This is a genomic window from candidate division WOR-3 bacterium (assembly GCA_016934535.1).
GTDB lineage: Bacteria > SDB-A > SDB-A > SDB-A > SDB-A > JAFGIG01.
This window is the reverse complement of sequence record JAFGSQ010000022.1, coordinates 1-13,987: the sequence shown is the minus strand read 5'-3', so window position 1 is coordinate 13,987 and position 13,987 is coordinate 1. Positions and strand designations below refer to the sequence as shown.

Genomic DNA, 13,987 nt, shown 5'->3' with positions numbered 1-13,987 from the left:
TTCATCTCCCTTCTCGAAAATTTGTGTATGTCTCCGCGGCGGTTTTGAAAAACTCCGGGAAAATATTCTTGTTTGAGCAAATTACGCTGCCGCTTTCGTGAGGACACGGGTTGCCCGAAAAATCGGTCACTTCGCCTCCGGCTTCCCGAACTAACAGCATTCCGGCGGCAATATCCCAGGCTGACAGGTTGTCTTCCCAAAAACCATCGAATCTTCCGCACGCCACGAAACACAGGTCGAGGGCGGCACTGCCGCAGCGTCTGATGCCCGATGCTTTCAAAAAAACAGATTTGAAGCTGGCCAGGTATCTTTCAAGTTTTTCATGGACTCTGAACGGGAATCCGGTCGCGAAAAGACCGCCTTCCACGCATGATATCGAGGAAACAGATATCTTGTCCCCGTTCAGATACGCTCCCTGCCCCGAAGATGCCGAGAAAAATTCATTGAGCCAGGGACAATACACGGCTCCGTCAGTGACTTCGCCGTCTTTTTCGAGAGCGACTGACAAGGAGAAAAAAGGGACGGCATGAATGTAGTTTGTGGTTCCGTCCAGAGGATCCACTATCCATCGGACACCATTGTTCGGCAAAGAGTCCGATCCTTTTTCCTCTCCTAGAAATCCCGACCCGGGCAGAATTTCAGAAAGTTTTTTTCTGAGAAAATTTTCGGTCCAGATATCCTTTTCAGTGACATAGTCGAATTTCCTTTTCTGAAAAACTTCCCGGACGTCATTTATGTTTTCCATAAGATAACCACCCGCTTCCGTCATGACGGACTGCAGATCCCGCATTGGAAAAGTCAATTCAGGAGCCTTGAATGTATGTCTTTGTAAACGAAAGAGATTTTGTCTATTACTGTTTCAGGTATGGCAGGAACGGGTGGATTTCTGTCCCAGCCCTGCTTGTCCAGCCAGTCTCTCAGTGTCTGTTTGTCGAGTGAAGGAGGAGTGGTTCCCGGAACGACAGATTCGGCAGCCCAGAATCGCGAGGAATCAGGTGTGAGAACTTCGTCTACGAGAAACAGATCGCCCGTTTTGTCGCATGCAAATTCAAATTTTGTGTCGGCAATGATTATGCCTTTGTTTGTTGCCGTCTCGAGAGCCTTTTTGTAAAGATTTACGGATATGTCTTTTATCTGCAGGGAAATATATTCACCCAAAGATTCAGCCAGTTCGTCCCAGGACACCGGTCTGTCGTGACCGGAATTCTCTTTGGTCGTCGGAGTAAAAATGGGCAGCGGGATTTTTGATGCGAGTTTCAATCCTACAGGAGGCACGACATCGATTATTTTCCCTTTTTCGCTGTACATCTGCCAGGCCGAACCGCAAAGATAGCCTCTGACAATAAACTCAAATTTGAAAACATCGAGTTTTCTGACAAGAGAGCATCTGTCCCTGCAAATATCTTTTTCTTCCGGTGTTAAAAAGTCCATTTTTTCAACGTCGGATTCCAATACGTCGTTGGGAATGTATTCAGAAAACCTGTTTTTCCAAAAAAGACTCAAAGAATTCAGGATCACGCCTTTCCCCGGTATCCCTTCCTTCATCACTGCATCATAGGCGCTTATCCGGTCTGTCGTAATTATCAGAAGTTTGTCTTTTTCGCAAATGTATATGTCCCGCACTTTTCCTCTCGTTAAAAGCGGGACGGACACGAGATTGGTTTCAACGGTAATAGACATACTCCCTCCACTTCATAAATCAATGTCTGGTGAGTTTTGTGAAAATTGTTTAAACAAGTATAACTCAAGGTTTTTGATCAGGGCAACAATTGTTTTCTTTTCGGACTTGTCTGCCAAAGATTTCCTGTTTGCAGCTGTCATGGTTTTTTTAAGTAAAAAAGGATCTATGGTTTTGGAGTCGGTAATTTTAGATGAACACGACGGACAAATAAGCCCTCCTGAAGAAGGGGAAATGCGCGAGACATTTCGGGAGCCGCATTTTTTGCAGATTTCCAATGGAAATCCGTAGCCAAAATGCTTTATCAGAGTGACGTAATAAGGCGGAATAAAAAGAAGGGCGGATATTTCCGAATCTGATCCGCATATAGCGTTGAATGCCCTGTCTGCTAACCTGAACAGGAATTCATCGGAAGGGCCGGGCTGAACAAGTTTTATAAGCGGAGACAAAACGTGCCAACACGCTTTTAGTTTTGCAAAATCTTCATGAACCCGTCTGTACGGATTTGTTTCCACCGTTTCTCTGACATAAAGTCGGTTTCTCGTTGTCCTGTAAATGTTTATTCTGAATCTGGACGGAATGTTGGCAAATCCTGCAGATGAAATATGACCGGATTGAGGTTTCATCTGAGTCCAGATTAGACCTTCTTTTTCGGTCAAAAAGCAAAGGGAATTTGATCTTTCGCCCGATTTTAAAACACGCAGTAAAATTGCCTCGGTCTGGCTGTATCTTTCGTTTACCATAAATCATTCAACTGTTCAAAAATGATTTCGTTCGTTCCACGCACCTTGATCCCTACGGTAGGAATATCGGAACGCGGTGGTACGCGGTGAGTTTCCGAATGTACGACTTTGCCGGTTTTGTTCGCATATTGCCCTGCGCAGATGAGAACTTCCTGCGAAATTTCGGGATAAATCAGCGGTTGTATGCCGGAAACAGCGTCCGGTGAAGGAATATGAAAAATAAGTTCTTCGAAATTTTCAGGTCTCGACACTACGGCCGGCTTGCTTTCGTGTTTTTCAAAAAAAGTCATCATGCTTTCGGGGAATCTGTTTACTCCCTTGTAAAAGACAACGGCGACGGTTATGGGCGGAGGTTTTTTTTTAAGCATTTTTTTTGTCTCGTCTTCCATGGAAGGACAGACCAGGGCTTTTATACCGTAATTTAAAGCTTCATCGAGAGATTCTGGCGAAAGCGCTTCGTCAAAGACGGCGATTTTTTCAGCCAAACAACCTGTTTTGTAAAACTCATTTCTTTCATCCGGATCATTTGGTATCAAAACAAGATTTCCAAGGTGAGGTTTTCCGAACGAAAACGAGCTTTTAATGAAGTAACCCGAAGACTGCACTGTCATCGAAGAGCAGAAGGATGTTTCCGTCACCCCGGTTACTTTACCGGGTAAAGGAATTTTAACGGTTTTATCGAATTCAAAGCGTCTTATGAGGATATTTCCGGAGGACAGGTCAATATCCTCGACTACGCCGTCTATAGGCGACACCGAGCGCAGCCAAGTCATGTTGTCATGAAGTATTCTTTCAGCGAGAACGGTCCCTTTAATAACTTTTGAGTGTTTTGAAATCTTAAGCATTTTGAGTAGTTTTTTCGGTGTCGTTTCGAGAGGGTCGCTGAGGTTTACCAGTAGTTCTTTTCTGTTGATTTTTGTGCAAATAGCATTACCGTATGGCAATATAAAATACTTTATCTTTCCTTGAAAAGGAGCTAGGGTTTGTGCGCCGGCTGGAAGATATTTTCTGTCGAAAATATTTTTGTACAAAGCGAATTCCTCTCCGCAGGAGACCAGCGAGCTTTTCTCGATTGATGAAAAATCTGCCGTGGTCAGCATCGCGCTGAAATTGACGAACAGCTCTTCCTCGTTCGGGGAGTAAGAAAGTGCAATTTCGCCGAAGATCGCTTCTTCACCTGCTGAAAAATGAGCCTTTGAGGGAAAAGGCGCGATTAGATTGTAGGTCATTTTTCCGAGACCGGCGAAGCTTGTCACAAAACAGCTCTCAAGCTTAAATTTTTCTTCCAGGACTGAAGCGACGGGAACCAGTTTTCACGATACAACTCCGGGAATAAAGGCCTGCCGCGGGAATCTATCAGGATACCTGCTTCGGACATTTTGACAAATCCGCTCGACGGTACTCCCGCACCGGCACCTGCGTCAACTGACCTCGAAGGAATTACGGTGACTTCAGCTTCGGAAAATCCAGGATCCAGAAATTTTAATTCCCCCGATTTTATGGGGACGCTCACATTCTCTCCGTTAGCTGAAAAGACAACCTGGGCGACGTCGGTTCCGGGGTTTTTGAAATTGAAGCCAAGTGAAACGACGGGGCAGGTATTCCTGAAATCGGGAAGGAAAGAAAAACCTTCATCGAATAGTTTCATCAGTCCATAATTTGTCAGGTAGCCTTCATCAACGTGAATTCGTGAAAATCCAGTCGGTTGAATGCAATTTAGAACTGTTTCATAAACCTTTTCCGGTTTTGAGGCCGAAAAAAGGTAAGAAGCGGCAAAAATGTCATCAGACAGCCTGTATTTTTTATCGAAAGCCGTCTGGGCTAAATCACAAAGGATCTCTGCCGAAATAGAATGAAGAAGTTCGTTTTCGAAAATTCCGGGTGTGATCGCGGGAAACGAAGATCTCTTTCGTACTATGTTTTCCGTTACTTCCGGGTCGTGGTCCTGTTGAAGCCAGGCTGAAGATTTACCCGAAAAATGTTTGTTGTAAGAGGTCATTGCTTTTATTCCGACACCGCACGGACTCGAATATCTTTTCAGGATTATAGAAGAAGTCTCATTTTCCCTCCTCACCGTGATAAGCTCGGACGAAGAACTGCCTGAGCTGATGATAGTGAGGTGTTTTTTGGCCGGCAGAGACTCCGCGGCTTTCAGTAGACAAAGCGATGAAGGAACGAGAGGCTCCGAAAGCATCTGGAAAAAATTACTCCAGCCAAGGTTTTTTGAACTCAGAATATTATTGCTCATATCTTTTATTTCATCAACTGCGGGGTATATGTCCAAAGTGTCTTCATCCGGCATTATGTTCGGGACTATTTCAAGTTTGCATATCCCGCTGAGCATCTGATCTATCGTCCTCTGAGCCTTGCTGTTTCCGGCGTAAACGACAGGTATGTTGCCGCGGGGATTCATCAGGCGCACAGCGTAAGCAACGGTTTTTGCGATCTCGATCAGCGGGGCGATGCATTCTCCTTCCGTTCCTCCCGCCAACAGTATTATGTCAGGATTTAGATTGGTAATGCTCCGGACTCTTTCCGGGAATGTCAATCCGTCGTCGTTTGATACAGATCCGACGACATTTGTGCCTGAATGGGACAGGACAAGAGAAGCGGCTCTGCCGCTGACTGAGCCGATGGAAGAAGCCGCCAGAGCGTTCAATCCCCCTCCAACCGAAGAGCAGGCAATCGCGGATACAAGGAATTCTCCGGATTTTTTTATAAGGTTAAAACCTGATTTTTTTTCAAGGTGAAAGCTTGCCCGTTTGGCTGTTATTTCGATGTCGTTGTCAGGGGAGGTCGGCACGATGACTTTGGCGAGCGGTCCTTCTTCAGAGAAAAGAAGAGCCTTTGTCAAAGTTGAACCTATGTCAAAAGATAAAATCATGAGTCGTCTTTTTTTCTTTAATGATAAAAGGAATTGTCTTATTTGCCAATGTTCAAAAGCAAGGCGCCTAAAAAAACCAGAGCGAAACCTATGATCTGAAGCAAGGTGAAGGATTCTTTGAAAAAAATCACGGAAAGTATTATTGTCACGGCAGGATAGAGCGCCGTCAGCGTCACCACAATGGATGGACTGCCCCTGGACAGCGCGGCGTAAAACGCGTAAGATCCTATGGTTCCGGCCGTCATTACAAGGAATATTAAAAGCAGGGCCGGATTTTTTATGTTGATGGAACTGGTTTTGTTTTTTATGAATAACAGCATGATTATGCCGTAAACAGGAGCTATGAGATTGTTGATTGCCGTTATAACGAGGGGGGTATTGTATCTGGTTGCGAGCTTTCCGAAAAATCCCCAAAGTCCCCAGCACAATATGGCCAGAATGGAAAAAAACAACATTTACATGGCCTCGACAGGTTCGATGCCGAGGAGAAGAAGTCCCTTCGATAAGGTCAATTTGCATGCTTTAAGAAGAGACAGCCGTGCAGCTCTAATTTTATCGTCTCCCGTAAGGACTCTATGCGCATGATAGAAGGTAGAAAAATGTCCCGCCAAATCCAGCAGGTATTTGGAGACGACGGACGGTTCAAATTCTGTTGACGCTGACATGACCGTGTCCGGAAATCCGTCTATGGCCAGAGCAAGCCTTTTTTCCTCGTCAGATTCGAGGGCGGAGCAGAAAACAGGATTTTCGGTGAACTTGCCGGCTTTCCTGAGAATGGAGCAAATCCTCGCGTGAGCGTATTGAAGGTACGGACCTGTTTCGCCTTCGAAAGACATCGCCCTGTCCCAGTCGAACTCAATGTCCCTGACGCGTTTGTTTTTAAGGTCGTTGAATATTATCGCTCCCACGCCTATGCTGAATGCAAGTTCTTCGGTGTTGGCTTTTTCTCCCAAAGCGTGCTGACCTTCCTCTATTTTAGCCAGCGCTCTGAAGCTGGCTTCTTCCATCAGATCTTCGAGAAAAACGAGATTTCCCTTTCGAGTGCTCATGCCCTGAATGTGCCCGAATTTGACGTGAATTATGAAGTCCCTTTCGAGAACGCCGGCTTTTTCAAGAATCGCTTGAAGTTGTTTGAAATGAAGTTCCTGAGGATTTCCGACTACGTAAAGCAGTTTACTTGGTTTGAAAGTTTTGAGACGATAAAAAACCGAAGCTATTTCCCTTGTAGCGTATAAAGTTGAGCCGTCAGATTTCGTAAGTAAAACCGGCGGAAGATCGTATTCTTCCAAAGGGACTATCGTAGCTCCCTGATCTTTTCTGGAAAGCCCTTTTTCGGCGAAAAATTTGAGGACTTCGTCTGTATTTTTCGCGTAAAAACTTTCTCCAATGTAGTGATCAAAATTTATATTAAGCTTCGAATATGTCTTTCTGAATTCGTTCAGACTTGAATTTTTGACGGCTTCCCAGAATTTCACCGCTTTTGTGTCGTTATTTTCAAGCTTTGAAAACCAGTCTCTCGCTTTATCCCTGAATCCAGGATTATTTTCTGAAAAAGCGGAATACTTTACATATATTTCGTATGCTTTTCTGACAGCGTCGGCGCCGAGTTTATCCAAATCAATCTTTTCGGTCTCGAATCCGGCCAATATGATGCCGAACTGAGTTCCCCAGTCGCCGATGTGATTAATTCCCACGACTTCATAACCGGCTGTTTTTAAAATCCTGTATAGGCTCGCTCCTATGGCTGTGGAGCGTAAATGACCGACGCCGAATGGTTTGGCGATGTTTGGGGAAGAATAATCAATGACAACCGTTTTACCCCTCCCCTCGTCGGAAGTTCCCCAACTGTCGCCCGCGGACAGAACTCTTTCGGCGGCGTGAGAACAGACGAAAGACGTGTTCAGGGTTATGTTGACGTATGGACCCGAGGGGCACATGGAAAATTCAGCGGGAGATATGCTTTTTTTACAGATCTCTGCCGCAACGGATTGTGGAGGTAATTTCATTTTTTTTGCAAGAAAGAAAGTCCTGAGAGCCAGGTCTCCCAAAGAAGGATCGGGCGGATCGGAAAAGTTTTGCGACACTTCGTCGGAAGATATTCCGATAGATTCGGAAAGTTTTTGAGCGACGAATCCTCTGATGCTCATTATATTCAATTTGTGAACTGCCATACAACTCCATAATCTATGAGGAAGTCTTTTTCGTCAAACTGAATTCTCCAGTCAAAAAACAGGTTTATTATCCGGGTTTTCAAAAGAAAAAACGGGTAATAATCGTACGAGTCGGTTTTATCTGCTATAGTGCCGGGGGAAAGGGAAATTTCAAGATCGCCGTTGAAGAGTGTTCTTGAATAGGTGGAAAAGAGACAAGCCTTGTAAGTCGAGTCGCGAAATCCGAAAACGCCAATTTTAAGGTCCTTGATAGGAGTGTAGACCGAATAGAAAGCCGCTTCGACTAAAGGTTCTGTTTCTGATTCGCGCCAGTTGTTCTGCACGAAAGTCCATTCGGAAAGACGCGAAACATATCCGCCTGAAGCGTCAAATTCTATTTTAGGACCGAGATATCTTGCTCCGGCATAAAAAACCGCGGATGTTCTTTCGCGGGACACTTCTTTCAGCGGGGCGGAAATCGGCGGGGAATTGTAGCACTCCGAGACCCCTCCGTATAAAGAGAAATTCAGAGCCGGTCTGAAAAGTAAAGACACGTCGGCTCCGTGAGTGGAATCGCTTTTAACTTCAAGATCAGCTTTCAGCCACACCAAACGGAATATTTCGCGGGAAAAAGACATTCGCGATCCGTAAATTCTTTTTTCTTCGCCCGTGTCGATGACTGTCACGCCAGCAGAAAGGCGAAGATCGGTAGCTCGCAGAGGGCTGAATTCAACGAACAAGTCTGCGCTGTGAATTTTCGCAGTTACTGCATTTTCAGAGTCCTCCGCCCGGAAAAAGAAATAACCGTATTCGACGCCGAAAAAAGATTTTTTTAAAGTTAAACAGCCCAGGTCATAAACGGTTTTTGACGGCAATGAATCTCTGTGGCCTTCTCTTTCGTAATTGTGAACAGCGTAACCGTCAATCGAAACCGGTTTAAGATGCGTTTGAATGCGTATGTATCCTTTTTGAGATTCGTAATGCGAAAAAGGCAGGTACTCGCTTCCTCTTATGAGATTTCCTCCAAAAGAGGCCTTCGAAGCGTCAAAAATATCTCTTGTAAAAATAACAGAAGAGTTTTCAGAATCATCGCCTGTTCTACCGTGAGAAAGATAGGTTTTCGGAAGCCTGTCTCTGTCCTGAAAAAGTCCGAATCTTAAATAGCGCCTCATAAAAGAAAATTCAGGATTCGGAAAAAAAGACAGGTCGCCGTCGTAAATGTCCGTGCCGAAAACAGGTTCTGACAAAGGGAAGTCTTCGATGAAAATTCTTTTTCCGGCAGTGAAAAGATTTTTTTGAACGCCTGTCCGGGGCACGAAAAAATAGAAAAAAGGAGAAGGATCGAAATCAGGGGAGTCGAGCCATGCGTATAAGTCGGTTCCATTGTACAAAGGTTTTACGACTTTGAATCGCTCGGCCGTTTGTTCTTGAAAAAATATTTCGACGCTGGCGCTGTCGACGAATACAGTTGTTTCGCTGAAAACCGTCGCGATGATGAGGTAAAGACCTATGAATCCGATGGTTGTCCTTCTCTGTTCAAATCGAGGATCGATTCGGTGCATTCAATCTCGACGGAGAGCGTCTTTTTGAAGTAACTTCTCGAAGAATACGTCGGTTCGAGGTCAGCTTTTACTGTGTAAACACCCGGCAGGACTATGTTCGAAGAATTGTCCCTGCCGTCCCACAGAACCTGCGTGTAACCAGGAGTCTCTTTGAATTCAGGAAGGAGGTTCCTGACGATTTCGCCGCGGCTGTCATACACTGTCAGGGTTATTACTGCAGGCTGAGTGATGAAAATGGCTATTGTAGAACCAGGCATCATGGAATGAAAAACAGACGGGAACGCGCCTTTGATGTATCCATCTATACCAGCCCAGTAATACTGGGCGGATGAAGCCTCAAGTATTATGAATTGTCCGAACCTTTTCCATATAGCTATGCCTCTCGGCGACATGAATTCTTTTTTGCCGGAGCCCTCCCTGCCGAAAGACGTAACATGGACGAGGTCTCTCGAAAATACGTGGATCTGTGAATTGTCAGTGTCCGTGACATATATCATTCCGTAGTAATCAATCGCGGCGTAATCGAGGGAAATGTTTTCGAAACCCAAGTCGAGCCCGTCAACGGATTTCAATCTGTTGCCGGCAAAATCGAACATAGAAATACGTTTGTTCGAATTGTCTGTGACGACCAGGTAATCTTTGTCCCTGTAGTAATTCCACACGTCTTTTCTGTCTATGAGAGCTATGCCGAAAGGGTCGTTTAGATAGCCGACTCCCATTACTTTTACGAAAGCGCCGTTATTGTCGAAAACAGAAACCCTGTCATTTCCGATCTCAGTGACGTAGACATTGCCCGATTTATCTATTGCGACTCCGCATGGGAAAGCGAGCTGGCCGGTCGAAGAGCCGAAGCCGTCGCCGAGAGATGATACGTATTCAAGCTTGCCGGCTCCGTATTTAAGCCTGACGACTCTGTGATTGTTCATGTCTGCGACGTAGACATCACCCTCGGGATTCGCCGCAATGCCCATGGGTTCCCACAAATTGTCGCGGCCCGTGCCGGTACTGCCCCAGTAGTTGACGTCTTCGAAGCCTATGTTGAAAATCACCTGGCCTCTGTTGCTGTTGACGGCGAAAAAAGCGAGCTCGTCGTCGTCCCTGTCTGTCGACAGGTCGTCGTGCTCGATGAGTTTAACTATACTGACCCCCTGAGGATTGTCGAAAGTCAGGTGCGAGCCGAGAACCATTGAAATCGTGAAATTAGTAATCTTGTTGTACCCGCCTGAATGTCCCGCGGGGGGGTAGACCAATGTCGTCGGATCATAATTGGACCCTAAGACCAGAGAGAAAATCAAAAATAAAGCATTCATATTTACTCCGTTTTGTTTTGTCTATGATAGTTTATATTCGTCGCTAAATGAATAGACATTTTACTTGTCACAAATCGGATTTTATCAACAGCAACGGTCTTTTAGAAAGTAAATTTAGCTCAAAAAGCCTTTCTTCGTAGTTTTCGAGTTCATCGGAGTCGGCGACACCGTTTTTTATTGAGAACAGGTGAAACACAAAAATACTGTCCGCAGTTCTCTCGTATTTGAATTCGACTTTTAGGAGTCTGTCCTCGTAAAAGTAATCAGACGGAAGGATGGCTTGAATGTTTTCGGGAACAGCAACTCTCATAGCCACAAAATATCTCACGGGACCGTTGGTGTAATAACCGTCAGTCGCCGGAGGGACAATGTAAAGGAGAGGTAAGTTGAAATAATTGATTCCGGCGCTCAAAGCTTTTCTGAAAACCCGTGCTCCGATTGCCGCCGAAACCGGAGAATTGGAATAAGCCCACGCGCCGAGTATTTTCCAACCGGGAAGTTTCAGGGCAAACCAGTTATAAGCCGAAGAGGTTCCCCGGGAAAGTATCTCTCTTCTGTAAAAGGAAGAGATGACTCCAGTAACAGTGTCGGAAACTGTAAGCTCAGCCGCGCCTTCAGAGGAAACCGATCCGCTGACAATCCTCGTGTATTCGTCTGTGAACGAGTCAGGCGTTTTCATTAGAGCGAAAGAATCGTCGAAGAGCACGAGGGCCGTGACTCCTCTGTCTTCAAAGGGCAGAGCCCCGAAGGGCACTCCGGGATTCGAGGGATCGCAAAAAATTGCTTCGCCGTTGATCTCAACGAGAGCTATGACGTGATTAAAAAAAACCGCAGGCGGCGAGAATGAAAGGTCTGGCGTCCCCCTCGTTGCTATCAGAGCGGGCCATGCTTTCACTCCCGCACAGCCGAGCATCGCTATCAAAAGTGAGACTTTATCCTTGCAGTCGCCTTTTCCCTCAGAGAGGGTGACGGATGGTTCGTTCGGATAAAAACCTCTCCATCCCCATTCCAGAGCCGTATAATCAATTGACGAAGACACGAAGTCAAAAATTCTTCTCGCTTTTGCCTCTTTCGGATACCCCCTCGATATGCTCTGTGCTGTTTCCCGGACCTCAGCGTCGGCCAGTAATTTTCCGCAAAAAAGATTTAAGCAGTTATCGGCTATCTGTCTGAAGCTGAAAAAAGAACTGGCGATAAAAAAGACGGTGTTTTCAGGGTAAAAATCGGGGTCTATGGGTTCGAGAGAAGTGAACCTGACAAAAAGAGTCTCGGGTCCGGAAATCCCGGGAGCGATTGATCCGTTTTCTCCGCCTGAAGTCCAGGTAAATTGCTTTTCGGATATGACTTTGATATCGAGAGTGTCAAGCGGAAGTTCATCACCCACGGGTATGGAAAAAATGAAATCTTCTCCCCAGATTGTGCTGTCTGTAAGCAAAGAGTAGTTCAATTTGAATACAGCCTGTCCGTAAAAATCCGGAAAGACGGCATATTCTTCGACATAACCCGAATACGAAAGTGAAGCTCCGGCGGAATAGGAAATCCGTTCCGTTCTGAGAGGGCGTATCTCCTCATTTGTCTCTGATGAAACGCCGGAAACGTCGAAGTGTATCAAAGCGCTTCTGCTCTGATCGTACGCGACGTAAGCGAGACGCCCGGCTTCTTTGGGAGAGCCCGCTGTGAAGATCATTTCGACATCGTATGTTTCAGCCCGGTTTATTTTTTCAAAGACGACTGTAGCTGAAATTATTCTGTCTGCAGGGGGTTCTTCGAATTGAAGAAGGAAGAAAAACAAAAAAAGCGGAAAAATCTGCAAATCAATTCCTTTCGAAAACTAAAAACTCAGGAAAGACGTCTTCATGGACGAAGCGGGTGAACTCTTCCAAAGCAGGATATGATTCGGAGGATATTCTTTCGCCCCAAAATACAGCAGAGGAAAGCAGAGCAACGCTTCCTGCCGAAGAGCTGATTTCCAAAGAGGCTCTCGAAAAAGATGTTTCTTTGCCGGCGGCGTTCGGTGTCATCGGCAAATACTCTCCTGAAATTTCTGTGCGTTGAATTACTTCGGCGGCAAAAGGAAAAAGAATGCTTCTTTCGGAAGGAGACGGCCTCAGCATGGAAAGCAGAGCGGAAGGTTTGTAAAGATATACTGCAAAATAATTATCTGTGTAGGAAAAAACGCGGCCTGAAAAAGAGGCCGAAAAATTAATAGAAGTCAGGGTCTTTTCTACGGAAAATTTGTCGATAGATACGTCAGGTCCCATCGCGAGAATTTGAGACCTGATCTTTTCGCTGAAATCAGGGTCATTTGAGGCCAACCTGAAAAAATCACCGGTCAATGATAATTCTATGGAGTATGAAGCGCCGGTATTGCCGGTATGTATTTTCTGTTCGACGAAGCATGAAGATTTGCCGGGTTCCAGCCACGGTGTCATAGTCAGATCGCCGCTCGACAGGTCGATTGCCAGAGCGTTTTGATAATTACCGGGGAGGTGTCCGAACGGCGACACGAGATCGGCGTCCAGCCAGAGAGTGTCGTTCAATCTCAGCAATATCTTGTCGAAAGCAGAAATGCTTTGAGCGTCCGTCAGATATGTGAAAATTCTCGGTTTTACGGCGTAGATTTCAATATTCTCCACGCCGGCAATCGTTTTCATGAGAAGAAGAGCTGTTTCGAAAGGCGTCGCTCTTTTCTGTCTGAAAATGTCTTCGGCTTTTCTCGATTTGAAAAATGAAAGGCTCAGCGGAATATCGGTGATGTCTAAATTGTCACAAAAATACGAATACGCGCTTTCGGCCGATTCGAAGTTAAAATTGCCGGTGTCAAAGTTTTTCAGACTTTCACCGGCTTTTTGCACAATTACACTTAAAAGAAATTCCGAATCCGGTAATGCCGTATAAACACCGTTTTCTTTGAACATGATTTCGTAGGTGCAGGATTTTCCGTAAAAATCAGGCAAGGCAGGAACAATACCCGAAAAAGCGCCGAAGATTTTTATGTGGACCCAGGTTCCGCGTGATGAGGGTACAAAGTAAAAGACCGAATACCCTCCCGTCTCTTTTTCGGCAGGTATCAGATCAACATAAAACATGTTGCCGGGTATGGACGAATCAATTGTCCATGCCCTTTCGAGAGCAACCTCCGTATAGAGAGGGTTGTAGGGTATTTCTATCTGATCATGTGTGAAAACTCTGACGTGTCTGATAAAGGAATCTTCTGTTACGCTGTCTGTGACGAAAGCGACGCGGGCGTCGAACGTGTCGCCCCGCGTCCATCTTGAAAGCTCGGTCCTGGCGGCTGATCCTGCTTCTCCCTGACGACCTTCGATTGTTCTCAAAAGGTCCAAAGAATATGATGTCTGACCTCTTTCGAGTCCGATCATTGCGCGCAGAAATATCTGCTGATCTGTCGCTTCCTCGTTCGCTATGAGAGAATCGAGCTGGAACAGCAAAGAAGACAGGCTTCTTTCGTTTGTCAGTGAGTTATTGACTAAATACCGGTTTTGAAAACCGAAAAGCAATCCTGCAAAACACATTATATTAAGTAACATCGCTTGTTATAATATGTTTTTTTAATTGACAGGTAAAGGTTTATCTGTTAGCAAAAGGATAAATAACGCGCTGCTAGCTCAAATGGCAGAGCAACGGATTCTTAATCCGTGG

At 45.5% G+C, this 13,987-nt stretch carries 11 protein-coding genes; all 11 read right to left on the bottom strand.

What is annotated here, in order from left to right; all coding sequences use genetic code 11:
• Position 1 precedes the first annotated feature (1 nt).
• The 11 genes from JXL83_04215 to JXL83_04165 all read right to left on the bottom strand — a co-directional run bounded on the left by JXL83_04215 (position 2) and on the right by JXL83_04165 (position 13,875).
• Positions 2–790 carry an inositol monophosphatase gene (locus tag JXL83_04215; protein ID MBN2363317.1) on the bottom strand — a complete coding sequence of 263 codons (789 nt, stop codon included), beginning with the start codon at positions 788–790 and terminating at the stop codon, positions 2–4.
• Between the two features lie 8 nt (positions 791–798).
• The gene (locus tag JXL83_04210; GenBank protein MBN2363316.1) at positions 799–1,680 is read right to left on the bottom strand and encodes a phosphoribosylaminoimidazolesuccinocarboxamide synthase; all 882 of its coding nucleotides are present in this window, start codon (positions 1,678–1,680) and stop codon (positions 799–801) included.
• Positions 1,681–1,692: 12 nt separating this feature from the next.
• On the bottom strand, positions 1,693–2,421 hold the full coding sequence (locus JXL83_04205; GenBank protein ID MBN2363315.1) for a DNA repair protein RecO C-terminal domain-containing protein: 729 nt from the start codon (positions 2,419–2,421) through the stop codon (positions 1,693–1,695).
• Positions 2,415–3,677: a hypothetical protein gene (locus JXL83_04200; GenBank protein MBN2363314.1), complete on the bottom strand. Its 1,263-nt coding sequence runs from the start codon at positions 3,675–3,677 to the stop codon at positions 2,415–2,417. The genes JXL83_04205 and JXL83_04200 overlap by 7 nt, the downstream gene beginning before the upstream one ends.
• Positions 3,674–5,305, bottom strand: coding sequence for a glutamate mutase L (locus tag JXL83_04195; protein MBN2363313.1), 1,632 nt, complete (start codon positions 5,303–5,305; stop codon positions 3,674–3,676). The genes JXL83_04200 and JXL83_04195 overlap by 4 nt, the downstream gene beginning before the upstream one ends.
• Before the next feature lie 38 nt (positions 5,306–5,343).
• The gene (locus tag JXL83_04190) at positions 5,344–5,760 is read right to left on the bottom strand and encodes an EamA family transporter (GenBank protein MBN2363312.1); all 417 of its coding nucleotides are present in this window, start codon (positions 5,758–5,760) and stop codon (positions 5,344–5,346) included.
• Positions 5,761–7,476: an arginine--tRNA ligase gene (gene argS, locus JXL83_04185; GenBank protein ID MBN2363311.1), complete on the bottom strand. Its 1,716-nt coding sequence runs from the start codon at positions 7,474–7,476 to the stop codon at positions 5,761–5,763. It abuts the gene before it with no gap.
• Positions 7,458–9,017, bottom strand: coding sequence for a hypothetical protein (locus JXL83_04180; protein ID MBN2363310.1), 1,560 nt, complete (start codon positions 9,015–9,017; stop codon positions 7,458–7,460). The genes argS and JXL83_04180 overlap by 19 nt, the downstream gene beginning before the upstream one ends.
• Positions 8,963–10,327, bottom strand: a complete 1,365-nt coding sequence (locus tag JXL83_04175) for a hypothetical protein (protein MBN2363309.1) — start codon at positions 10,325–10,327, stop codon at positions 8,963–8,965. The genes JXL83_04180 and JXL83_04175 overlap by 55 nt, the downstream gene beginning before the upstream one ends.
• 67 nt (positions 10,328–10,394) lie before the next feature.
• Entirely contained in the window at positions 10,395–12,119 is a 1,725-nt protein-coding gene (locus JXL83_04170) for a transglutaminase domain-containing protein (GenBank protein MBN2363308.1), read from the bottom strand.
• Positions 12,120–12,141: 22 nt separating this feature from the next.
• Positions 12,142–13,875 (bottom strand): hypothetical protein, encoded by a 1,734-nt coding sequence (locus tag JXL83_04165; protein MBN2363307.1) that lies wholly within the window; start codon positions 13,873–13,875, stop codon positions 12,142–12,144.
• Positions 13,876–13,987: the final 112 nt, after the last annotated feature.

Bases quoted from the DNA above. Each gene is read 5' to 3' on its own strand.
- JXL83_04215 (MBN2363317.1), bottom strand. From the start codon at position 790: ATGCGGGATCTGCAGTCCGTCATGACGGAAGCGGGTGGTTATCTTATG.
- JXL83_04210 (MBN2363316.1), bottom strand. From the start codon at position 1,680: ATGTCTATTACCGTTGAAACCAATCTCGTGTCCGTCCCGCTTTTAACG.
- JXL83_04205 (MBN2363315.1), bottom strand. From the start codon at position 2,421: ATGGTAAACGAAAGATACAGCCAGACCGAGGCAATTTTACTGCGTGTT.
- JXL83_04195 (MBN2363313.1), bottom strand. From the start codon at position 5,305: ATGATTTTATCTTTTGACATAGGTTCAACTTTGACAAAGGCTCTTCTT.
- JXL83_04190 (MBN2363312.1), bottom strand. From the start codon at position 5,760: ATGTTGTTTTTTTCCATTCTGGCCATATTGTGCTGGGGACTTTGGGGA.
- argS (MBN2363311.1), bottom strand. From the start codon at position 7,476: ATGGCAGTTCACAAATTGAATATAATGAGCATCAGAGGATTCGTCGCT.
- JXL83_04180 (MBN2363310.1), bottom strand. From the start codon at position 9,017: ATGCACCGAATCGATCCTCGATTTGAACAGAGAAGGACAACCATCGGA.
- JXL83_04175 (MBN2363309.1), bottom strand. From the start codon at position 10,327: ATGAATGCTTTATTTTTGATTTTCTCTCTGGTCTTAGGGTCCAATTAT.
- JXL83_04165 (MBN2363307.1), bottom strand. From the start codon at position 13,875: ATGTTACTTAATATAATGTGTTTTGCAGGATTGCTTTTCGGTTTTCAA.